At 64.6% G+C, this 22624-nt stretch carries 19 protein-coding genes and 1 tRNA gene; 13 read left to right on the forward strand and 7 right to left on the reverse strand.

Going from position 1 to position 22624, the window contains the following annotated elements; translation table 11 throughout:
- Window positions 1-9 precede the first annotated feature (9 nt).
- The 4 genes from ACQR1E_RS17995 to ACQR1E_RS18010 form a co-directional block, all read right to left on the reverse strand.
- On the reverse strand, window positions 10-1185 hold the full coding sequence (locus ACQR1E_RS17995; RefSeq protein ID WP_434897364.1) for a PepSY-associated TM helix domain-containing protein: 1176 nt from the start codon (window positions 1183-1185) through the stop codon (window positions 10-12).
- 15 nt (window positions 1186-1200) lie between these two features.
- A complete protein-coding gene (locus tag ACQR1E_RS18000) occupies window positions 1201-3501 on the reverse strand; it encodes a TonB-dependent siderophore receptor (RefSeq protein WP_434897365.1) in 2301 nt (766 codons plus the stop codon).
- A 348-nt stretch (window positions 3502-3849) separates the two neighbouring features.
- Window positions 3850-5301 (reverse strand): sensor histidine kinase, encoded by a 1452-nt coding sequence (locus tag ACQR1E_RS18005; protein WP_434897366.1) that lies wholly within the window; start codon window positions 5299-5301, stop codon window positions 3850-3852.
- 249 nt (window positions 5302-5550) lie between these two features.
- The gene (locus ACQR1E_RS18010) at window positions 5551-7110 is read right to left on the reverse strand and encodes a serine hydrolase domain-containing protein (protein WP_434897367.1); all 1560 of its coding nucleotides are present in this window, start codon (window positions 7108-7110) and stop codon (window positions 5551-5553) included.
- 134 nt (window positions 7111-7244) lie between these two features.
- On the opposite strand from ACQR1E_RS18010, the gene ACQR1E_RS18015 reads away from it, so the two are divergent.
- Window positions 7245-7745, forward strand: a complete 501-nt coding sequence (locus tag ACQR1E_RS18015; RefSeq protein WP_409998671.1) for a hypothetical protein — start codon at window positions 7245-7247, stop codon at window positions 7743-7745.
- Between the two features lie 9 nt (window positions 7746-7754).
- Here the strand turns inward: ACQR1E_RS18015 and ACQR1E_RS18020 are convergent, their stop codons facing one another.
- Window positions 7755-8489, reverse strand: a complete 735-nt coding sequence (locus ACQR1E_RS18020) for an alpha/beta fold hydrolase (RefSeq protein WP_315752769.1) — start codon at window positions 8487-8489, stop codon at window positions 7755-7757.
- Between the two features lie 332 nt (window positions 8490-8821).
- Here ACQR1E_RS18020 and ACQR1E_RS18025 point away from each other — a divergent pair, with 332 nt between their 5' ends.
- The 8 genes from ACQR1E_RS18025 to ACQR1E_RS18060 all read left to right on the forward strand — a co-directional run bounded on the left by ACQR1E_RS18025 (window position 8822) and on the right by ACQR1E_RS18060 (window position 15516).
- Window positions 8822-9067 (forward strand): hypothetical protein, encoded by a 246-nt coding sequence (locus ACQR1E_RS18025; protein WP_315752770.1) that lies wholly within the window; start codon window positions 8822-8824, stop codon window positions 9065-9067.
- Window positions 9068-9377: 310 nt separating this feature from the next.
- Complete coding sequence (locus ACQR1E_RS18030) at window positions 9378-9503, forward strand: hypothetical protein (RefSeq protein ID WP_284423887.1); 126 nt, start codon at window positions 9378-9380, stop codon at window positions 9501-9503.
- 112 nt (window positions 9504-9615) lie between these two features.
- On the forward strand, window positions 9616-11193 hold the full coding sequence (locus ACQR1E_RS18035) for a 2-isopropylmalate synthase (protein ID WP_315769043.1): 1578 nt from the start codon (window positions 9616-9618) through the stop codon (window positions 11191-11193).
- A 299-nt stretch (window positions 11194-11492) separates the two neighbouring features.
- The gene (locus ACQR1E_RS18040) at window positions 11493-12509 is read left to right on the forward strand and encodes a TRAP transporter substrate-binding protein (protein WP_315713282.1); all 1017 of its coding nucleotides are present in this window, start codon (window positions 11493-11495) and stop codon (window positions 12507-12509) included.
- Window positions 12510-12631: 122 nt separating this feature from the next.
- Window positions 12632-13198, forward strand: a complete 567-nt coding sequence (locus ACQR1E_RS18045; protein WP_434897368.1) for a TRAP transporter small permease — start codon at window positions 12632-12634, stop codon at window positions 13196-13198.
- Window positions 13195-14520, forward strand: a complete 1326-nt coding sequence (locus ACQR1E_RS18050; RefSeq protein WP_434897369.1) for a TRAP transporter large permease — start codon at window positions 13195-13197, stop codon at window positions 14518-14520. Before ACQR1E_RS18045 ends, ACQR1E_RS18050 begins: the two co-directional genes overlap by 4 nt.
- A 149-nt stretch (window positions 14521-14669) precedes the next feature.
- Window positions 14670-15275 (forward strand): Spy/CpxP family protein refolding chaperone, encoded by a 606-nt coding sequence (locus tag ACQR1E_RS18055; protein ID WP_316166014.1) that lies wholly within the window; start codon window positions 14670-14672, stop codon window positions 15273-15275.
- Between the two features lie 165 nt (window positions 15276-15440).
- Window positions 15441-15516: transfer RNA gene (locus ACQR1E_RS18060), tRNA-Lys, on the forward strand.
- Between the two features lie 568 nt (window positions 15517-16084).
- Here the strand turns inward: ACQR1E_RS18060 and ACQR1E_RS18065 are convergent.
- Both ACQR1E_RS18065 and ACQR1E_RS18070 read right to left on the reverse strand, forming a co-directional pair.
- Window positions 16085-17410, reverse strand: a complete 1326-nt coding sequence (locus tag ACQR1E_RS18065; RefSeq protein WP_434897370.1) for an ATP-binding protein — start codon at window positions 17408-17410, stop codon at window positions 16085-16087.
- Window positions 17407-18069 carry a response regulator transcription factor gene (locus ACQR1E_RS18070; protein WP_315713274.1) on the reverse strand — a complete coding sequence of 221 codons (663 nt, stop codon included), beginning with the start codon at window positions 18067-18069 and terminating at the stop codon, window positions 17407-17409. The genes ACQR1E_RS18065 and ACQR1E_RS18070 overlap by 4 nt, the downstream gene beginning before the upstream one ends.
- 140 nt (window positions 18070-18209) lie before the next feature.
- Here ACQR1E_RS18070 and ACQR1E_RS18075 point away from each other — a divergent pair, with 140 nt between their 5' ends.
- From ACQR1E_RS18075 to ACQR1E_RS18090, 4 genes are all read left to right on the forward strand, one after another.
- Complete coding sequence (locus tag ACQR1E_RS18075; RefSeq protein ID WP_316174202.1) at window positions 18210-18647, forward strand: PepSY domain-containing protein; 438 nt, start codon at window positions 18210-18212, stop codon at window positions 18645-18647.
- A gap of 238 nt (window positions 18648-18885) precedes the next feature.
- Window positions 18886-19356, forward strand: a complete 471-nt coding sequence (locus ACQR1E_RS18080; RefSeq protein WP_315752777.1) for a DUF2271 domain-containing protein — start codon at window positions 18886-18888, stop codon at window positions 19354-19356.
- Window positions 19357-19372: 16 nt separating this feature from the next.
- Window positions 19373-21577, forward strand: coding sequence for a PepSY domain-containing protein (locus ACQR1E_RS18085; RefSeq protein ID WP_434897371.1), 2205 nt, complete (start codon window positions 19373-19375; stop codon window positions 21575-21577).
- Window positions 21558-22544, forward strand: coding sequence for an FAD:protein FMN transferase (locus ACQR1E_RS18090; protein ID WP_434897372.1), 987 nt, complete (start codon window positions 21558-21560; stop codon window positions 22542-22544). Before ACQR1E_RS18085 ends, ACQR1E_RS18090 begins: the two co-directional genes overlap by 20 nt.
- The last annotated feature ends 80 nt before the right edge of the window (window positions 22545-22624 follow it).

Below are 22624 nucleotides of genomic sequence, written 5' to 3' on the forward strand. Positions count from 1 at the left end.
CGCGCGGCCTCATTCGCCGGGAACGAGCTGGACAGCGCGTGCCGGCTGCGTCGGCCGCCGCAAGCGCCGCCGCGACAGATAGAGCAGCGTGCCCGTGACGGCGAACAGCGGCATCAGCGCGGCGGCGAGCATGAAGGCGAGCTGGCCGGGCCAGCCGAGAATGCTGCCGCGGTGGATATCCAGGATGCGGGCGAGCACGCGCTCGCCGGCGGTCTTGTCGGCGTAGCGCTCGGCCGCGAGCAGCCGGCCCGTCGCGCCGTCGATACGGAATTCGTCGCGCCGGCCGTCATGCGCCTCGCTCGGCCAGGCGCGCACGCGCACCGCCGCGCCCGCGCCCGCCGGCAAGGTGAGCTGCATCACCGCGAAGCGATCCCCGATCTGCTCACGCAAGGTGGCCCAGACCAGATCGAGCGCGACAGGCTTTGCGTCCGCAGACCCGGAGCGACCCTCGCGCGGAGCCTTGCCCGGCATCGGCGCTCCTGATGTCGCCGGCGCGAGCAGCCAGGTCAGGCCGTCCTTGTACCAGGCGTAGGAATAGGACAGCCCGGTCAGCGCGATCACCAGATAGACCGGCAGCACCCATGTGCCGATCACGCTGTGCAGCGAGCGATGCAGGCCGCGGCCGCGCAGCGCGAGTTGCGGCTTGAGCCACAGCGTCGCACTGCCGGCGCGTCTCGGCCAGCGCAGCACGAGGCCCGTGATCAGCAGCACGACGAGTCCGAGCACCGCGGCGCCGGTGATCTGGCGGCCGGCGCCATTGCCGTCGCCGGGCAGCAGCAGCCAGCGATGCAGGTGGCGCACGGTCGTGAAGAACGCCTCGCCGCGGGGCTCACCGAGCACGCGGCCGTCATAGGGATCGACCAGCAGCGAGGAGGGCCGGCCGCCATCCTCATTGCGCGCGAAGCGGACGCGCACGGCCGCCAGGGGATCGTGCGACAGCGTGATCGCCGAGACCTTGCCGAGTGCCGGATCAGCCTGCAGCCGCGCCACCAGCTCGGCGGGCGAAAGCGGCGCTTCCGTACGCGGCGCGACGTGGGACATTTTGGCGTTGAGACCGGCCTGGATCTCGTCCTCGAAACCCATGATCGCGCCGGTGATGCCCAAGAGGGAGAGGATCAGCGCGGCCGCAAGACCCAGGACAGAGTGGATCTGCAGCAGCGCCGGTTTGATGCGGAAGGACGTCACGCACGCTTCTCCTTCTCAGAACTTCACCGTCGCTGACAGCGACACCCGCCTCGCATCGCCGACCGCGACGGTCAGCGCGCTGTTGGCCGAGGGGTAGTACACGTTGTCGAACAGGTTCTTGACGTTGAGCTGGTAGATCACCGGCAGGTTATGGTGCCTGGTCTCGTAGCTCGCGAACACGTCGGCGACGACGTAGGACGGCAGCACGAAGCTGTTGGCGGCATCGCCGGCCCGGTCGCCGACATAGCGCGCGCCGCCGCCGAGCCTGAGCTGGCCGGGCAGCGCCGTGCCGAAATCGTAGACGAGGTAGAGCGAGGCGGTGTTGAGCGCGACGTTCTGCAGGCGGTTGCCGCGATAGACCGGGTCGTCCGTGACCCTGGCATCGGTGTAGCCGTAGCTTCCGATCATGGTCCAGTGCTCGGCGATCTTGCCGGTGACGTCGACCTCGGCGCCGCGCGAGCGCACCTTGCCGGCGGTGGTGTATTCGACGACGTTGCTGGCATTGGTCTGCGACACCAGCACGTTCTGCTTGTCGATGTCGTAGACCGCGACGGTGCCGGACAGCCTCTTGTCGAGATCGAACTTGAAACCGGTCTCCCACGCCGTGCCTTGCTCGGGCGCGATGTTGGAGCCGAGCACCACGCCGCCGGTGAGCGGGGCGATGGTCGAGTTCGGCTTCAGGCTCTTGGTGTAGCTGGCGTAGAGCGAGACCTGCTCGTTGAGCTTGAGGATGGCGCCGCCGAGCGGCAGCACGGTGTCGGCGGCGACGTCGGTATTGGCCTTGAACGGCCGGCCGCGGCCGGCGATCTGCTCGTAGTCCATGTAGCGCACGCCGCCGACGAAGGAGAGCTTTTCGGTGACATGCAGCGTGTCCTGCACGAACAGCGAATACTGGCCGAGCTTGTCGGTTTGGTCGCTGTCGCTGGCCGAGACCAGCGTGCCGGGTTGGATCAGCCCGTAGACCGGGTTGTAGACATTGAACACGCTCGTGACCTTGTCGCGGATCAGGTCCTGGCGATAGATCGTGCGGTATTGCGCGTCGCCGCCGAACAGCACCTCGTTGCGCAGGCCGCCGAGCCAGAAGGCGCCTTGAATATAGGACGTGCCGTAGCTGACCCGGCTGAGCGAGCCCCAGGTGCCATCATTGCTGCGGGTCTCCTTGCCCTTCGCATCGATCGTGGTGATGCGCAGCTGGTTGGCGCTGGAGCTCTCGGTGTTGTAGCTGTAGGCCGCGGTGAGCTTCCAATCGTCGTTGAGCTTCTGCTCGACCGAGGCCTGGACCAGGTCGGACTGCCCCCATGTGTTGTTGAAGGGCTCGTCGAGCCGCCGCGTCGCGGGGATCGCGAGCGGCGCGCCATTTATGAAGGCGGTGCCGCGATCGAACGGGGTGATGAACTCGCGATGCTCGTAGTTGAGCTGGACCGTGGTCGTGTCGCCGTACCAGGCGAGCGACGGCGCCACCAGCATCTCGCGATGGCGGCCGAAATTGCGCCAGTAATCCTCGCTGACGCCGTAGCCGATGAAGCGATAGGCGAGGCCGCCGTCGCCGATCGGGCCGGTGACGTCGATCGTGCCGTCGGCGCCGGTCCGGTTGTTAGCATAGGCCGAGCCGAGCAGCGTCACCGAGCCGTGCTGATAAAGCTCGGGGCGCTTGCTGATGGTGTTGACGATGCCGCCGGGATCCATGATGCCGTAGAGCAGCGAGGCCGGGCCCTTCAGCACCTCGACGCTCTCCACGGCCGCATTGAGGCTGCGGCTCTGCACCAGCGGCAGGCCGTTGCGCATGATCGAGCCGTCGCGGTTGTCGCCGAAGCCCCGACGCATCACCGCGTCCTGCGTGCCGGCGAGCGTGTTGGCCTGGGTGACGCCGCTGATATTGGCGAGCGCGTCGTCGATGTTGCGCGGCAACTGGTCCCTGATCACCTGTTCGGGCACGACGTTGACGGATTGCGCGGTGTCGAGCGGCGAGGCGCCGCTGCGCAGCGTGGTCGCGCTCGGCATGGCGCGGTAGTTGAGCTTGGCGGCGTCGAGGACTACGGCCTCGGCCGCGGCGCGTTCCGCGCGTGTCGGCATCGGCGGCGGCGGCATCGCGCGTCGTGACGGCAGCGCACGCGCCTGGCGCTGCGGCGCGCTGGCGGCGCTCGCAGGCTTGCGCTTCGGCGCCGGCACGTCGACCGTCACCGGCGGCAGCGTCGCCTGCGCAAACACGGGAGAGGGGGACCAGAGGAGGTCTGCGGTCAGAGCACTCACGAGCGCAATCGCGCCACGCATGCCGGTACGAGCGCGCGCATCGCGCCGGCCTTCACACTTCGTCATCGTCTATTGCACTTCCACGTCGCACCGTTCGAGGGAACGGTCAGCTCGATGCGACGTCTAGCAACGCAGTGCAGCGAAAGACACAACGCGCCGGATTGAATTGCTCTAAGCCATGCGGTGTTGAATTGTTCTAATTGGTTCGGAGATGCGCAGGTCGCGGCGTCTCTGCGGCATTGCGCATTTGATGATCACGATCGACGCGGAGTGATTCATGATCGTGCACGATGATGCGCGATAAGCGCCCCACCCAAGCTGCGGACGGAGCGCTGGTGGTCTCGTTTTCCGGGACTGCGTGCCGAGGACGCTCAACGCTTGGGACCGGTCGTTGATGCGGGCGCACCCCCGAGCCTATTGTGCGGCGGTGAGTTCCAGCTCGGCCGGCTTGCCTGGTCCGATCAGCGGAATGTCCAGCGTGATGCGCGTGCCCTGCTGCGGCTGGCTGTCGAGCTCGATGCGGCCGCCGAGTGTGGATGCCACGAGGTTGAAGGCGATGTGCAGGCCGAGGCCTGCATTGCCCTTCTCGCGGCGCGTGGTGAAGAACGGGTCGAACACCCGCCCGCGAACCTGGTCGCGCATGCCGACGCCCTGATCGGCGCAGACGATGCGCACCGAATCATCGCCGGGCTGTGCGACCTCCACGGTGAAGACGCCGCTGATGTCGCCGGGATAGGCATGCGTCGCCGCATTGAAGGCGAGGATGCTGATGACCTGTCCGAGTGCGCCGGGATAGCTGGTGAGCACGATGCCCTCCGGGCAGGAGAGCACGACCGTCAGGCCCTGGCGCACCAGCAGCGGGCGGAGCTTGGCGACGTGATCGGTCATCCAGCTCTGCAGCTCGAAGGTCTGCAGCGCCTCGTTGGCCTGGTCGACGGCGACCTGCTTGAAGCTGTGTACCATCTCGGAGGCGCGGTGCAGGCTCTGCGTCGTCAAGTGCAGGCCCTGCTGCAGCCGAGCGACGCCCCTCGCCAGATCCGAGCGCCGCACCGGGCCGCCGCCTAGCATGCGCGCGATCGCCTCGACGTCGTCTTCCATCGCCGTCGACGTGGTCAGCGCCAGCCCGAGCGGCGTGCTGACCTCGTGGCCGACGCCGGCGACGAGCTGGCCGAGCGAGGCCAGCTTCTCCGCCTGCACCAGATGGGCCTGCGTGGCATGCAGATCGCGCAGCGAGGCCTCGGAGCGCTCCTTCTCCCGCTGCAGCGCCTCCGCGGTGCGGAACTGCTTGCGCGCCTGGTACTCGCGCGCGCCGACGGCATAGAGCGAGAGCAGGCAGGCATTGCCGACCAGCGAATGATCGATGAAGCGCAGGCCGGGCGGCAGCGGCTCGGTCGCGAGACTCTCGGCCACCGCCAGCGCGCTCCAGCTCGTCGCGCAGAAGATCGCGTAGGAGCCGGTGCGCAGCGGCAGCATGGTGGAGACGAACAGGATGACGATGATCATGCCGGCTGCAGAATAGGTGAAGCCCGACGGCAGCACCCAGTAGATCGTCGGCAGCACGCAACCGGGGATCACGCAATAGACCAGGTGAATCGGCTCGGCCCATCGGCGCGCCGGCGTCGACAGCAAAGCCGTCAGCGGCAGCAGCACCAGCGCGGCGGTGCCGCCGCGGATCGCGAGCGTCGTCGGCACGATCTCGGGATAGAGCACCCAGTCCCACAGCGTGTAGCCGGCAAAGGTGAGGGCGCCGAGCAGCATCGCGATCTGCGTCCAGGCGGTGCTGCCGCGGACGTAATGGTCCACGAAACGCCGCTCCTCGACGGCATCCTCGAAACGGAGACCCAGACGCTCCAGCAATCTCAACATTATGCCACCGCAATCGAAAAACGATCCCCCGCCGCGGAGTGAGAGCCTCGGCGGGAGGGCAGACATACACGAGATGATCTGTTTGAGAAAACGACGGGAGATCGCATCCGCCGCCCGCGGCACGCAGAACGCTATGAGAACTGTTCCAATTCTCGCCGTGCGGTATGTCTCCGCCCAGCCGAACGGAGCCGATCAGTGCTGCAGCATTTGCGCTCGACTTTCGTCAGGCCGCGCAGAGCCGCCGAGGACTCATGGCGCCGCATGACCCTCGACCACTACGTCCTTGCCGTAGCGGCCCTTCGTTCGGAACGTCACCTTGTCGCCGTCGAAGCTGAGCCGCCAATTGCGCTCCTCGCCCTGGCCAATGAACTGGGCGTCGATCACGAAGGTCGTGGCGTCGATCCAGCTGCCCTTCATGGCCCGGTAGGTGAAGGGCTGCCAGGGATGGGGCGGCGCGGTCTTGCGATAGAGGCCATCGAGGCCGATCGGGCTCTGCAGATGCACCGTGCCTCCGGCGCGGTCCCGCGAGGGGATGTCCCAGGTGACCTGCGGTTCCGGTCCCGTGAGGTCCAGCTTGATCGTGTTGATGCCGAGCGGGCCGGGCGGGAAGCTGTAGGTCTTGCCCGAGATGGAAGCCGCCATCTCCGGCACGGCTCCGACCGGGCCTCGGGTTTCCGTCGCGACCTCGCGGACATCAGCGGCGAGCGCGGCTGCCGCTTCCGGCGCCGCAGGCAGGGCGCTGTCAGATGTCACAGTCGCCGAAATGGTGTTGGCGAGCTTGCGGAATGGACAGAACTCGCGCGCGGTCATCACCGCCACGATGTCGCGGTCGGGCAGTACCATGATGACCTGGCAGTGGTAGCCGACCGCCATGAACACGTGTTTGTCCGGCAGGGCCCAGAACTGATCGGCGTAGGAGAGCCCCGGATCGAACTTCGCATTCATGCTGACGGTGGCGTGGTTGACGGCTTCGATCCAGTCCGGCGGCAGCAATTGCTGCTCGCCCCAGCGGCCGCGCCGCAGATAGAGGTAGCCGATCTTCGCCATGTCGCGCGGCTTCAGCGCCAGCCCGAAACCGCCGGCGGAAATTCCCTGGGCATCCTTGAACCAGGCGTGCTCGGTGATCCCGAGCGGCCCAAACAGCCTCTCCTTGGCGAAGTCCTCCGCGCTCTTGCCGGTGAGCTTCGTGACGATCGCGGAGAGCAGATGCGAGTTGCCGCTGTTGTAGTAGAACGTCTCGCCGGGCGCTTGCGCCATCGGCCTGTCGAGGATGTACTGCACCCAATCCGGACTCCGGCCCATCTCGTAGAGGGATGTCTCGGCGCCGCCGCTATAACCCTCGTCCCAGTCGAACCCGGAGGTCATGTTGAGCAGGTGCTGCACCGTGAGCGCCTGCTTGCGCGCGTCGACATTGTCGATCTTGCGATCCTTGAAGAAGTCGAGCACCGGATGATCGAGACTGTCGAGCACGCCGTCCTTGAGCAGCATCGCAATCAGCGTCGAGACCACGGCTTTGGTCGCGGAATTGATGATGTGCGGCTCGTCGGCGTTGTACGGTGCATAGGACGCATCGAGCACGACCCGGCCGTGGCGCGCGATCAGCAGGCTGTCGAACCTCATCGCCTTACCGGAAGCGACGAGTTTTGCGAGGGCCGCCGAATCCATCCCTTCGTCCTCAGGCGTGGCGGTCGCCCAGTCGGATTGAGGAAAGCGGGCGAGGCTCAAGTCCTCGGCGAAGGCTGCGCTGGAGAAGAGCCGGGCCACCAGCAGCGCCGAGAACAACCAAAGTCCGGTCTTGAGACGCGCCATGTCGAATGTCTCCGATGAGCGACTTTCAGGTTATGGTATCAGAGGACTGCAATCCATCAAAGATTGTGTGATAGCCGGCGCGCACGTCGAAGAGCCGGCCCATTGCTCGGGCGTAGATTGAGATGAGGATTGAAGTGACCATGCAGGCCGGCATACTTCGACGTTTTCATGACGTTTTTCTTGGTGTTGCATTTGCCGTCGCGGCTCTGCTCACGGTCCTGGCGCGACCTGCTTCGGCCGAAGGCGAACGCGTGATCGCGGTGCCCGAGCTGCATGCGATGACGCCCGAGGCGGGAGATGATGCCGCCCTTCTGACGAGCGCGCTACGCGCGCGATTCCACGCAATGCCGTCGCTCCGGGTCGTCGAAGAGCCTGTCCCGATGGCAAGCCCAGGTCATCCGGATATTCTGCTGCCGCAATTCGAGAAATCGCGAGATCTGCACTTTGATCTCGTGCTGGTCGGCAATGCCGCGCTCCTCAGCGATGGCCGTCACAAAGTTTCGCTTCGGATTTGGAACGTCGAGAAGCAAACTCAACTCCTCGGGCAACAATACGTGTTTCGCGCATACCCCGGCCACGAGCAGGAGATTGCCAATGTAATCGGCGATGCGCTGGTCTCAGCCCTGTCGCAATAGGACTGGTGCTCATTCCGCCCAATACGCCCGCAGCACGGCCGCGATGCTCTGCGGCCGCTCGACGATGCTCCAGTGGCCGGCGTCCGGCTCGACATGAAGCCGCGCGCCGTGCGCTTGCGCGAACCGGCTGAGCGTGTCGAGCGGCACGAACGGATCCTGTGTGCCCGAGATCACCAGTCCACGCCGCGGCAGCTGTTCGAGCCGCGCGATCCAGTCGCCCTTGAAGCACAGACCGTCGGCGGAGCGATACAGCGCGAGGATCGCCCGGCGCATCGGAGCCTGCCATGCCGTGGCTTCGCGCGCCGCCAGCTCCGATGGCAATCCGCTCTGCCGGAACATCCGTGCCATGGCAGCTTGCGACGACACCGCCATGAATATCTCGCCGAGCACGGGCGTATTCCAGATCCGCGCGATGCGATGTCCCCGATAGTCCGGATCGAGTGCGCCGCCAGCGACCGCCCAGGAGCGCACCAGCCCCGGCCGCAGCGATGCCGCGCGCAGCACCAGCAGCGCGCCCCAATCATGCCCGACCAGGTCGAGCGGCCCGACCGCCGCATGCTGCGCTTCCAGCAGCGCGACCAGCCAGTCGGCGTAGGCGTCCTTGGTGCAGGCGAAGCCCGGAGGTGCATCGCCGTCGAAGCCGGGCAGGGCAGGCACTGCCACGGTCTCGCCGAGCGCCGCGATCAGCGGGCCCCAGATTGCGGGCGTGTCCGGCACGCCGTGGACGAAGATGCGGTTTGTCATGAGGTCATGGTACCACACGCTCGATCTTCGTATTCGACGAAATTTCCTCTTTCCTTTTTTCAGAAAACGTGCTTCTCTACGTCATCCCGCCTCATCGAAGAGGGGCGTACGCGTCGTCACGATACGTGGAGTGCGGGGAGCGATGGCCGTGAGGCGCCGGTGGACGACCGGCGTTTTGCGGACGGCGAAGTCGTGTGGTCCTGGCCTCCCGATGCTGAGGTCAAGTTCGTGCCGTTGCGCGAAGCAGCGGTGCGGATGATGGGGGCAAGAAAGCCCGGTCCCCAGGGAGAGCGCGAAGTAAGCCGTAAAGCCGTTGCGCAGGGAAGGCCGGGATGTCCTGGCCGATCCTGTGGTTCCTGCCCCGTGCATTTTCTATCGCACGGGGGCCGCGGGTGTCGGCAGACGCCCGGTCTTCCCTGCACCCTCTGATGGAAGAGGGTACGATGCGGGTGAACAACTCGGGCACGGATGTGTCGCGGGAGCGTGAAATGCGTGCTGGTGCAGATGCCGACAACCACACCCTCACCGTCATCCCGGACAAGCGCGCGGTCACGCGTGCGCCGATCCGGGATCCATAACCCCAGGGAGATCTGCGAGGCAGGATGGCCGCTCCAACTCGCCCAGCCAAATCCGCCGCGGCGTACGGATCCCGGGTCGGCGTTCACCAACGCTGGCGCGTTGGCGGCCTTGCCCGGGATGACACTGTTCATAGGGAGAGATTTATAGGGAGAGCGGCGCGGGACTGCCCGAATACGTCACCTCTCCTGACCATTATTCGGCGTTGCGAGACCCTCCCATTCCCAGTAAAAGCGCTGTCGAGGGCACCTCGGCAACAAACCGTCAACGGTTTTGCCGCACAGTTTTCGTGTTCTCGCAAAGGGTTTGGCAATGCTGATTCGCAGCGCAGAGATCGAGGCCATCGCCGGGGCAGACGCCCGGACGATCGCGCTCGCCGCGCTGCAGCCCGCCGACCTGATCGGCGCGATCGAGCTTCTGCTTCTTAGCTGCCCCTGAGGGCCGGCTGGGCGGGATGCGCCTGGGCACTCAGGGGGCTGCTTCGACACCGAAACACCCTTCAGCGCCTCTGGAAGCCACGCGCACCACCCGAAAAGTTCGAGGAAAGCAGATGTCCAATCCCGTTCAGTCCGACAAGGACCGCGTCGTCATTTTCGACACCACTTTGCGCGATGGCGAGCAGTGCCCCGGCGCCACCATGACGTTCGAGGAGAAGCTCAACATCGCCGCCATGCTGGACGGCATGGGCGTCGACATCATCGAGGCCGGCTTCCCGATCGCCTCCGACGGTGACTTCGAGGCCGTCAACGAGATCGCCAAGCGCACCCAGAACGCCGTGGTCTGCGGCCTGTCGCGCGCCGGCGCCAAGGACATCGACCGTTGCGCCGAGGCGATCCGCCCGGCCAGGCGCGGCCGCATCCACACCTTCCTGTCCACCTCGCCGGTGCACATGAAGTACAAGCTGCAGATGGACCCGCAGCAGGTCTACGAACTGGTGATCTCCTCGGTGACCCGCGCGCGCAACCACACCGACGACGTCGAATGGTCGTCCGAGGACGGCACCCGTACCGAGTTCGACTTCCTGTGCCGCTGCGTCGAGGCCGCGATCAGGGCCGGCGCGACCACCATCAACATTCCGGATACCGTCGGCTATGCCGTGCCGGAGGAGTATTACGACCTGTTCAAGCGCGTGCGCGAGAGCGTGCCGAACTCCGACAAGGCAGTATTCTCGGTCCATTGCCACAACGACCTGGGCATGGCGGTCGCCAACTCGATGGCCGGCGTGCGCGCCGGCGCCCGCCAGATCGAATGCACCATCAACGGCATCGGCGAGCGCGCCGGCAATGCGGCCCTGGAAGAGGTCGTGATGGCGATGCGCGTGCGCAACGACAAGCTGCCGTACTGGAACAAGATCGACACCACGCAGCTCACCCACGCCTCCAAGGTGGTCTCGGCCGCGACCTCGTTCCCGGTGCAGTACAACAAGGCCATCGTCGGCCGCAATGCGTTCGCGCATGAGAGCGGCATCCATCAGGACGGCATGCTGAAGAACGCGCAGACCTACGAGATCATGCTGCCGGAGACGGTCGGCGTGAAGCAGACCTCGCTGGTGATGGGCAAGCATTCCGGCCGCCATGCCTTCATCCACAAGCTGGAGGAGATGGGCCACAAGCTGGCGGGCAACCAGGTCGAGGACGCCTTCGTCCGCTTCAAGGCTTTGGCCGACCGCAAGAAGCACATCTATGACGAGGACATCGAGGCGCTGATCGACGAGGGCATGGTGAGCGCCCATGACCGCATCAAGCTGCTGTCGCTGTCGGTGATTGCCGGCACCCGCGGCCCGCAGCGCGCCACCATGAAGCTCGACGTCGACGGCGTGACCAAGATCGAGGAGAGCGAGGGCAACGGGCCGGTCGATGCCGTCTTCAATTGCATCAAGTCGCTGGTGCCGCACGAGGCCAAGCTGGAATTGTACCAGGTCCATGCCGTGACCGAGGGCACCGATGCGCAGGCCGAGGTCTCGGTGCGGCTGTCGCAGGACGGCCGCTCGATGACCGCGCGCGCGGCGGATCCGGATACGCTGGTGGCCTCGGCCAAGGCCTATCTGGGGGCGCTCAACAAGCTGGTCATGAAGCGCCAGCGCGACGTGGCGCAGGGTGCGGGCGCCTCGGCCGCGGCAGCGAGCTGAGTTCACGATCGTCGGTTGGGCCCGAACCTTGCTTCGTCATTCCGGGGCGACGCGCAGCGTCGAACCCGGAATCCCGAGCTTGGCTTGCGCCCGCGCCAATAACCTTCGGATTTCGGGCTCAGCCGCTTGCGCGGCTGCCCCGGAATGACAGTCATCACCATTTTTGCGCTGCGGCATGGGAATCCCCGCCTCTGCGGCTAACGGTCAATGGCATTCCGGCCGTCGACCCGCTAACAATGTCCTTGGCATACAAAGCGGGGGCGTCATTGCAATGTCCCCCGAAACGTCGGGAGGACACCTTGCACTTCAAGTTTCGCCACGTGATCGCCACCGCCGCCTCGCTCGCGGTGCTCGCTCTGGCCGGTCCGGCCCTCGCCGCCGACAATCCGATCGTGATCAAGTTCAGCCACGTGGTGGCCTCGAACACCCCGAAGGGCCTCGCCGCCGACAAGTTCAAGGAGCTGGCCGAGAAATATACCGACGGCAAGGTCAAGGTCGAAGTCTATCCGAACTCGCAGCTCTACAAGGACAAGGAAGAGCTCGAGGCGCTGCAGCTCGGCGCGGTGCAGATGCTGGCGCCTTCGAACTCCAAGTTCGGCCCGATCGGCATCAAGGAATTCGAGGTGTTCGATCTGCCCTACATCCTGCCCGACCTCGCCACCCTGCGGAAGGTGACCGACGGCCCGCTCGGCACCAGGCTGCTGAAGCTGCTCGAGCCCAAGGGAATGATCGGACTCGCCTACTGGGACAACGGCTTCAAGCAGATGAGCGCCAACAAGAAGCTCGTCGATCCCGCCGACTACAAGGGTCTGAAGTTCCGCATCCAGTCCTCGAAGGTGCTGGACGCGCAATTCCGCACCCTCGGCGCCATCCCGCAGGTGATGGCCTTCTCCGAAGTCTACCAGGCGCTGCAGACCGGCGTCGTCGACGGCCAGGAGAACACGCCCTCGAACATCTATACCCAGAAGATGCACGAGGTGCAGAAGTACATCACGCTGACCAATCACGGCTACATCGGCTACGTCGTGGTCGTGAACAAGAAGTTCTGGGACGGCCTGCCGCCGGATATCCGCGCCGCCTGCGAGAAGGCGATGAAGGAAGCGACCGCCTACGGCAACAACCAGTCGGCAAAGGAGAACGACGACGCGCTCGAGGAGATCCGCAAGTCCGGCAAGACCGAGCTGGTCAAGCTGACGCCGGCCCAGGACGAGGCGATGCGCAAGGCGATGATGCCGGTGTACAAGGACGTCGCGGGGCGCGTCGGCCAGCCGCTGATCGACGAGTTCCTGAAGGAGACGCGCGGCTCGACCAACTGATGGCGTGAGACGAGCGGTGCGCGGACAATGGCCCGCGCACCGAGGGGGCGAAGCACTCGGCGCGCAAGAAGGCAGACGGCGCAGCCAAGCGCCGCGGACGTTTTGATTGTGGGGGAGGGGACTTGGGCTTTCTGTTGCGCATCCTCGATCGGCTCGAGGAGATCCTGATCGCATTCCTGATCGCGGCGGCGACCTCGATCATCTTCGTGGCCGTGCTGCACCGCTATCTGGTCGGCGTGCCCTTCCTCTATCCCATCCTGTTTCCGATCGACCTGTCCTGGGCGCAGGAGCTCTGCATCTACATGTTCGTGTGGATGGCCAAGTTCGGCGCCGCCTACGGCGTGCGCACGGGCATCCATGTCGGCGTCGACGTCGTCGTCAACATGATGCGGCCATCGCTGCGCAAGATGACCATCCTGTTCGGCCTGCTGTGCGGAGCGCTGTTCACCTCCATCATCGGCACGATGGGCGCCAAGTTCGTCTACGGCCTGTCGCAGACCGACCAGGTGACGCCCGACATGGAGCTGCCGAGCTGGCTGGTCTATCTCTGCATCCCGCTCGGCTCCTATCTGATGTGCTTCCGCTTCCTGCAGGTCGCCTGGCACTATCTGCGCCACGACGAGCTGCCGCATCACGACCACGCCTATGTCGAAGGCGTCGACCCGACGGCGACGGAGGCGCTGCGATGAGCAGCCTCCTCATCTTCAGCCTGCTCATCTTCCTGATGCTGACGGGCATGCCGATCTCGATCGCGCTCGGCCTCACCGTGCTGTCGTTCGTGTTCTTCATGACGAACGTGCCGACCGAATCGGTCGCGCTGAAGCTGTTCACGGGCATCGACAATTTCGAGATCATGGCGATCCCGTTCTTCATCCTCGCCGGCAATTTCCTGACCCATGGCGGCGTCGCCCGAAGGATGATCAACTTCGCGACCTCGATGGTCGGGCACTGGTATGGCGGCCTCGGCCTTGCCGGCGTCGTGGCCTGTGCGCTGTTCGCCGCCGTCTCCGGCTCCTCGCCGGCGACCGTGATCGCGATCGGCTCGATCATGCTGCCGGCGATGGTCAAGCAGGGCTTTCCCAAGCGCTTTGGCGCCGGCGTCATCACGACGTCAGGCGCGCTCGGCATCCTGATCCCGCCCTCGATCGTGATGGTGGTCTATGCGGTCGCGACCGGCGGCAGCATCGCGCTCGATCCGGCCGGTCATCGCGTCTCCTCGGCCTCTGTCGGTCAGCTGTTCATCGCCGGGGTTATCCCCGGGCTGATGCTGGCGAGCCTGCTCGGCCTCACGACCTTCTACCGGGCCTGGAAGAACGACTATCCACGGATGCCGCGGGCGAGCTGGGCCGAGCGCTTCACGGCCTTCCGCAAATGCGTCTGGGGCCTGCTGCTGATCGTGATCGTGCTCGGCGGCATCTACACCGGCAAGTTCACGCCGACCGAGGCCGCGGCCGTCAGCGCCGTCTATGCCTTCGTCATCGCGGTGTTCGTCTATCGCGACATGTCGCTGAAGGACGTGCCGAAGGTGCTGCTCGGCTCGGCCAACATGAGCGCGATGATCCTCTACATCATCACCAACGCGGTGCTGTTCTCGTTCCTGATGGCAAACGAGAACATCCCGCAGCAGATCGCCAACTGGATGGCGTCGGCCGGCGTCAACTGGGCGGTGTTCCTCTTGGTCGTCAACATCCTGCTGCTGCTCGCCGGCAACGTGATGGAGGCGACCTCGATCGTCTTGATCATGGCGCCGATCCTGTTCCCGGTGGCGGTCAAGCTCGGCATCCACCCGGTGCATCTGGGCATCCTGATGGTGGTCAACATGGAGGTCGGCATGTGCCACCCGCCTGTCGGCCTCAACCTCTACGTGGCGTCCGGCATCGCCAAGATGGGCATCACCGAACTGACCATCGCCGTCATGCCCTGGCTGCTGACGATGCTCGGCTTCCTCGCGCTCGTCACCTACGTGCCGGAAATCTCGCTGTGGTTGCCGCGCATGCTGGGGATGCTTTGAGGCGCGGCAACAAACTGAAACTGATTTGCAAAAACAGAAAGGTATTTGAAGCAATTACATCTTCGTAAGGTCGTACACTCTGTCCAAACTGTAAGTTGAAGGCGCGGAACGGCAGGCTCATGCTGATCCGAGTTTCCAAGGAGGTTGGCATGAGAAGGTTCACCATCGCCGCAGTCGCCGTGCTCGCCATCGCCGGCTCGACCGCGGTCTACGCCCAGCGCGGCTGGTTTCATGATCACATGCACCATGCGCGCATGAATCCGGAAGATCGCGCCGCCATGCTCGATGCGCGCATTGCTTCCGTCCATGCTGGCCTGAAGCTGACGGCGGAGCAGGAGAAATTGTGGCCGCCGGTCGAGAGCGCGGTGCGCGATCTCGTCAAACTGCGGTTCGATCGTGCCAACGCGCGGATGAAGGCAGCCGACGAGGCGCAGGACAAGGATGTCGATCCGGTGGCGCGGCTGCGTGAGCGTGCCGACACCATGGCGGTCACGGCGGATGCGATGAAGAAGGTCGCCGACGCCGCCGACCCGCTCTACAAGACGCTCGACGACGGCCAGAAGCGCCGGCTGTCGATGCTGACCCGGCCGATGGGGCGCATGATGGGACCGGACGGTCCGCGCCATCACCGCTGGATGGAGCGCGGCGAGGGCGGCATGGAGGATGGTCCGCGCTTCGGCGAGCATCGCTTCGGCCCGGGGCCGATGGGCCACATGGGCTGGTCCGAGGAGGAACGCGAGTCCGGGCGGCTTTGACAGCCGTTTGACGATCCTTCTGATTTCATTTGGGGAAAACCGCCGCCCGCCGGCGGTTTTTCTGCATCGAAAGTGCCGAAAAATGCTCAGGGATCGCTGGACATCCTGGAATCGCTTTGCTAAACGACCGGCTCTCGCGGAAGGCTTTCTCCGGATGCAAGATCCGGGCGCATAGCTCAGTTGGTAGAGCAGCTGACTCTTAATCAGCGGGTCCTAGGTTCGAGCCCTAGTGCGCCCACCAAGCCTTTCAAAGACTTATGCCGGAACACCGTCTGAGGTTGTGAAAAACTAACGGTTTTTCAGTCGGTGTTTTTCGACAGTCTGCTCTCAATAGTTTGACAGGCGAACCAGGGGACGCACGGCTAGCCAGCCGCGATCTTCGGTGGCGTCCAGCCCCAATGTCTTTGAACGTTGATTAGTGCTGTCGGGGTGCACCTCCGGCACCACGGCCGCGAGCGTTCGCTCCGGCGTCCCAACTCTTGTCCTCTGGATCGGCGCCGACCGGCGGTATGGGCGACACGGATCAGACGCCTGGGTGTCGGCACCTCGCGTCGTTTTTCCGCAACGACGCAAGCGACCCTTCGCCATGACCTGCGGACCGTTGTGGAGCCAGGATGGGCCACTCGCGCGCGCGAGGTGGCCAATCAGATGACGCCGCCGAGCCGAAGCCCGACAGCTACCGTAGCGGTTCTCGAAGAGCTGGCCGCCACGCGCGCGTGATTCGCCGCCGGCCTGCTAGTTGGCCCCAGTTGCCACATCCCAATCTGCTCCCAATTCCTCGAAAAACCATAGACGAGCCGCCCATGAACTCACTGCGCGGAAAACCTCGCTTGGAAGCCGCCCTCCGCTCCAGGCAAAGGGGATGTCAGGACAAGCTCGGCCCCAACTCCGGAGGCGATGGCTTTTGCAATGGCGAGGCCCAACCCCGAGCCGTCAGCATCGGTGCTGCCACGCTCGAACGGGCGAGACAAGCGTTCCAGCAACTCCGGCGGAACGGCTGTTCCCTCATTTGTAACGGTCAGCACGCCAGTGTTGGAAAGAGCTACAACGACTGGCGCGTGGGGCGCTCCGTGCTTGAGGCCGTTCTCAATGAGATTGCGCGCTAGAATGGCAAAGGCATCTGTATCGATATCGAAAAGGACCGGCGTAGCAGGAATGTTGACGGCGAGCCGACTGGCCGCAGCCGGATCGCGCATCATCTCCCCGACGACCAGTTTCAGAACCGATGCGATGTCGGTCGTCTCCTTGCCCTGAAGCCGTCCACCCTCCGCCTTCGCGAGTTGCATCAACTTTTCAGATAATTGCGAAAGCCGCCGCAGCGCCACCTCGATCTGCTGGGCCCGGGTTCGGGCCGCGGTGTCCCTGGTCTCGGCGATGAGCCGTTGCGTCTGCGCGAGCGCGGCAGCCACCGGTGTACGGAGTTCGTGCGCGGAATTGGCCGTGAAACTTCGCTCAGCTTCCAGGGCGCGTCGAAGCTTCTCCAGGAGGCCGTTCACGGCGTCGGCGATCGGTCCGATCTCGGAGGGCAGTCCCGCGGCTGGAACCGAGGACAGATCGCCGGTGCCGCGCGCTTCAATGTCGCTTCGTAGGCGCCTGACCGGGGTCATCGAAACGCGCACGACGCCCCATGCGGCGAGAAGACTGAGGGGAATGAGCAATCCCAACGGCCAGGCAAGCCCGAGGAGCGCCTGGTTCGCGACCTCGCGGCGATGTGTCAGCAGCTCCGCCACCGCGATCGTCATCGTGCCTCGCACTGCAGTGTCGAAGTAGATTCGATGGGTTGGGGTGTCGACAAACCCCATTCTGGAGAAAGGAGGAAAGATCGCGTCGTCGGCGCCGTGCGAGCGCAGCAGGACGGTGCCGCGCTCGTCACGGACCACATAAGTGAAGTACTCGTCGTGCTGCCTCAGCGTAGCGATACGCTGAGACGTGCCGTCTGCCTCACGGCCAAGGATCTCGAGCACCGCAAGTGGAAGAATCCGCTGAGCCGTTTCCTCGAGCGCGCTATCGAATACTTCGTTCATTTCGTGACGCAGCCTTTGGCCGGTCACGACGGCTGCAACAATCCAGAGGAGTGCGACGCCGAGCCCGAGCCACAGCGAGATCTGCCACTGCAGACTACGCGGGCCTCTCATGAGGCAGTTCCCAGCCGATAGCCGAGACCTCGCACGGTCTCAATGACGGCGTGTCCGAGCTTCTTGCGAAGCCGGCTGACATGGACCTCGATGGTGTTGCTCTCGATCTCCTCGCCGAAGGAATAGAGCCGTTCCTCGAGCAGCGATTTGGACAAGACCTGCCGTGGACGCTGCAAGAAAGCCTCGAGCAGCACCCATTCCCGCGCTGTCAGGGCGATGCTCTTTCCTGCACGCGTCATCGACCGAGCGGCCAGGTCGATCTGAAGATCGCCAATTCGGATGAGCGGGTTCGGATTGCCGGCATAACGGCGAGCGACGGCATTCAGCCGCGCCGTAAGCTCCGAGAGATCGAAGGGCTTGATCATGTAATCGTCTGCGCCGGCGTTGAGCCCTTCGATCCGGTCGGACAATTGATCAAGCGCCGTTAGGATGATGACCGGCGTCACGTCTCCCTTGGCGCGTCGATCGCGCAGCAGTCCGATACCGCGGCCGTCCGGCAGCATGAGATCCAGGAGCAAGAGGTCATAGGCCGCGGTGCCAAGATATTCCCGTGCCGCATCCAAGCGGGTCACCCAGTCCACGGAATGGCCATCCGACACAATCTGGTCGCGTACTGCCGCCCCCAGAATCGTGTCGTCTTCGATCAGCAATATCCGCATCGGGTCATTCCGCGCACCCCGTCGACCTGTGAGGTTAGAGATAATCATAGAGGAGATTCTGACGTTGACCTGAAGCAAAAGTCGCGGCGTCTTCAGGTCAACGTCAGGAAACCGGCTCAAGAAGAAGGCAGGCAGGAGCCTTGAAGCGGGAGCAAGAGAACGTGAAGAGGACAGTGTTGATTGCCGCCATTCTGCTGGGGGCGCTGACCCCCGGCATGGCGCTGGCCGATGATGACGATTGCAGCGCGCCCATGGCGCAATGGCAGCCGCGCGAAGCGGTCGAACAAATGGCGAAAGCGCGCGGCTGGACCGTGCGCAGAATCAAGATCGACGATGGATGCTATGAGATCAGGGGACAGGACGAAGGCGGTCGCGCCATCGAGGCAAAGGTTGATCCTGCATCTCTGGCTGTGATCCGCGTGAAGCAAAAACGCGGAGAGCACGACAAGGATCATGATGAAGGTGACCGAGACCGGCGAGGCGATCAGTCGGGACCAGGACGAGCAGCCGCGCCCACGGCGCCGCCCCCCAACGGACTTATTCAGGGCGGCACGGCCCCCAAGGTCCAAGTTCAATAGCGGTCCGGAAGCGACGAGCATCGTGGGACGCAAAAGGCTGGCCCGACCGACGGACATCGCCTGAATCGAGCGAACGCGACATCGCGTTCTAGCGCGCCCCGCGTCGTGCGGGGCGTTTGCTTTTGCAGATAGCGCCAACCTGACGGTGACCTGAAGCAGAATCGGATCGGCCTTCAGGAGCACGTCAGCCGCGCCATTCAGTTATGGCGCGATAGAAACGCCACTGTCGGAGACAGAAATGAGATCGATGATTGCCGCCCTTGCCCTGACCACCGCGCTGACCGCCCCCGGGCTGGCCATGGCGCGACCTGTCACGTTGACCACGACGCTCAACAACTACGGCGGGAACGGCGCGTATTTGGCGCTTTACGTGACCGACGCGACCGGAGCTTACAAAGGCACGCTGTGGATGGCGGGCTCCAAGTCCAAATATTACAGCCATCTCAGCGGCTGGGAGCGCAGTTCTCGTGGAAACCTTGCCGATATCAACGGCATCACCGGCGCAAGCGTCGGAGCCGGCCGTACGCTGAAAATCACGCTCGATCTTGCGGATGCGCTCTTCGATGCGGGCTACAAGCTGCATATCGACGCCGCCGCCGAGGACATGCGCGACAGCCCGTCCGAGGTGGTCGTTCCGCTGACATCCGCGGGCGCGGGCCGGCCGCTGGCAGGGCGCACCTACATCCGCTCGTTCGCTTACGACATGTAGCCTTAGGATGGGTGTGATGCTGCGCTGGATTCATAGGGGCCTGGCCTTTGCCGTCATCCTGCCGCTGATGGTGCTTGTCCTGAGCGGAGCGGTGCTGTCGGTGATCCCGGCTTGGGAAAGAGTTGGTGCGATATCGCCAGACAGCATTAGCGTCGCCGACCTCGCCGGCCGGATCGCCCACAGATATCCTGGCGTCGAGCAGATCAAGCGACTGACCTCCGGCAAGGTCGTCGCCTTCTACTCCGGACCAGCGGGCCCGGCCGCGAGCGTGGTGGACCCTTCCAGCGGCAAGCCGGTTTCGGACTACGTGCGCTCCCCGTTCGAGAGCTGGATGACAAACCTGCACCGCTCGTTCTTTCTGAGCGATGGCGGACGCATGGCCGCAGGCGCGAGCGCATTCGCGATGCTTGTCCTGACGCTGTCAGGTCTGCAGATGACGGCCCGGCGCATGGGAGGGTGGCGGCACATTCTCGGCTGCTCCTGCGGCGGCGGCATGCAACGCCTGCATACCGATCTCGGTCGGCTGGTGGCCTTCGGGCTCGTGCTGTCGGCGATGACGGCGCTGTATCTGTCGCTCACGACGTTCGGGCTGATCCCGGACGGCACGGCACAGGTGTCCGCATTTCCGAGCGTGACAAGCCGCGGCCAAGCTCTTCCGGTCGAGCAAATTCAGGCTTTGCGCGGCATCGATCTTTCCCAACTGCGTGAATTGACGTTTCCCAACCCCGCGAATCCGAACGATCTCTTCCAGCTGGCCACGGCTGCAGGCGAGGGCTACGTCGACCCGGTCAGTGGAGAGCTGCTGGGTTGGCAGGACAATTCGGTCGCCCGGCAGATCTACGAATTCATCTACATGCTGCACACCGGGCAAGGGCTCTGGTGGCTTGGATTGCTGCTCGGCGTCAGCGCCCTCGGCGTGCCGGTGCTCGGGTTAAGCGGAGCCGTGGTGTGGTCGAGCAGGAAGCACGCTCACGCTCCCATCACCGACAACGTTCCCGCCCAAGATGCCGACACCGTGATCCTGGTCGGCAGCGAGGGCGGCAGCACATGGGGCTTCGCCCGCACGCTGCATGCCGCGCTGACGGCCAACGGGCACAGGGTTCACGTCGCTCCGATGGACAGCTTGTTACGATCCTATCCGTCGACGCAGCGCATGTTCGTGCTGACGGCAACCTATGGCGACGGCGCAGCACCGGCGACAGCCGGCGCGTTCCTCAAACGCCTCGACGCGATCTCCGCGCCACTGCCTTTTCCGGTCGCAGTTCTCGGCTTCGGTGATCGGCAATTCCCGCAATTCTGTCAATTCGCCCGCGACGTCGAAGCGGCCCTGGCTCGTAAAGGCTCGAGATCGCTGATGCCGCTCGACACGATCGACCGCCAGTCCGGGCAAGAGTTTGCGCGGTGGGGCGAGGCCCTGTCGGAAGTCATGGGTGAAGACCTTGTGCTGATACATGTGCCGGACCGGCCGCGTACTCACACGCTGACGCTCATCGAACGCGTCGATTACGGCGCGGAGGTGCAGGCGCCAACCTGCGTGCTGCGCTTCGCGCTGCCAAGAAGCGGCATGTTCGCGCGCCTCACAGGGCATGCCTGGCCGCGCTTCGCCGCAGGCGACTTGATCGCGGTTCTGCCGCCGGACTGCAGCTTGCCGCGCTACTATTCCTTGGCAAGTTCGACCCGTGATGGCTTCGTCGAAATCTGCGTCCGCAAGCGTCCGGGTGGACTTTGCTCTGGTCTGCTTCACGGCGTTCAGCCGGGCGACAAGGTCGAGGCCTTCGTGAAGGCAAACCCCGCTTTCCGTCCTTCGCATGGACGAAAACCGGTGATCCTGATCGGCGCTGGCACCGGCATAGGTCCGCTGGCAGGATTTGTTCGTGCCAACGGCGGGCGCCGGCCGATGCATCTCTATTTCGGCGGGCGCGATCCCTCCTCGGACTTTCTTTATGAGCACGAAATCGATGGCTGGCTGAGTGAGAAACGACTGACGAGCCTCACCACTGCCTTCTCGCGCGTGAAAGGCGGCGGCTATGTGCAGGATCGCCTGCGCGATGACGCCGATCGCCTGCGCGCACTCGTCGCCAACGGAGCGCAGGTCATGGTCTGTGGCGGGCGCGACATGGCAGCGGACGTCATGCAGGCGGTGGCGGACGTATTGGCGCCCCTCGGTCTGGATCCTGTCGCACTCAAAGCCCAAGGGAGGTATGTTGAAGATGTCTACTGACCTGCTCCGTCATGTATTGAGCGGCGCCACCATGGGAACGCGCTGGTCGGCGCTGCTCTATGCACCGCCGTCGACCGATCTCGCCGCGCTGGAAGCCGCATTGGCTCACGCCGTCGATTGCGTCGACCATCAGATGTCCACATGGAAGCCGGACAGCGACCTGATGCGTCTCAATGCAGCGTCGCCGGGCACCTGGGAATCCTTGCCGATTGAACTCATGCGGGTTTTGGAGCGGGGAGTTGCAATCGGACGCGCCTCGGATGGAGCCTTTGACGTCGGGCTCGGAAGGCTCGTCAATGCCTGGGGTTTCGGACCTCCCTGTTCGGCGCCGGACGCGCAAGCGCTTCGCGCGGCTCTTCGCGAGCGGTTGCCACCAACCCACACTGTTCTTGAACTGGATGTGCCGGGACGAAGGGCGCGCAAACACAGCCACTTCGCCCTCGATCTTTCGGGCATCGCCAAGGGTTTTGCCGTGGACGAGATGATGCGCGTGGTTGAGATCTTCGGCGTCTCCAATGCGCTGGTCGGGCTTGATGGAGAGTTGAAAGCGCGGGGCGCCAAGGCAGACGGAGCCCCGTGGCGCGTAGCGGTGGAAGCGCCTGACTATGAACGGCGCGGGCCGCTCGGCGTGATCGAATTGCGTGATGCGGCGGTCGCGACGTCGGGCGACTATCGGCGCTGGGTCGATATCGGGCGAAAGCGCCTCTCTCACACGATGGATCGATCGCGCGGCGGTCCGGTAGAAAATGGAATTGCGTCAGTTTCAGTCGTTGCCGCTAGCTGCATGGATGCCGATGCCTGGGCCACTGCGCTCATGGTTCTCGGTCCGGAGCAAGGCAAGGCGCTGGCGCAGAAGCAAGGACTGGATGCACTGCTCATCCAGCGGCAAAACGAGACGTTCTTGGAGATTCGTGTCGGTCCCTTGTTCTATGAGCCTCGGGGCGCGCGGCAGGAAATGAGCCCGTAAACCGGCAGCCTCTCAATCACAAGCATTCCCGCGTTCTGGTCTGTGGCGATGGCGTCGGCCTTGGTGGCTCTCAGCAAGGA

This window comes from Bradyrhizobium sp. HKCCYLRH1030, from assembly GCF_051168395.1.
GTDB lineage: Bacteria > Pseudomonadota > Alphaproteobacteria > Rhizobiales > Xanthobacteraceae > Bradyrhizobium.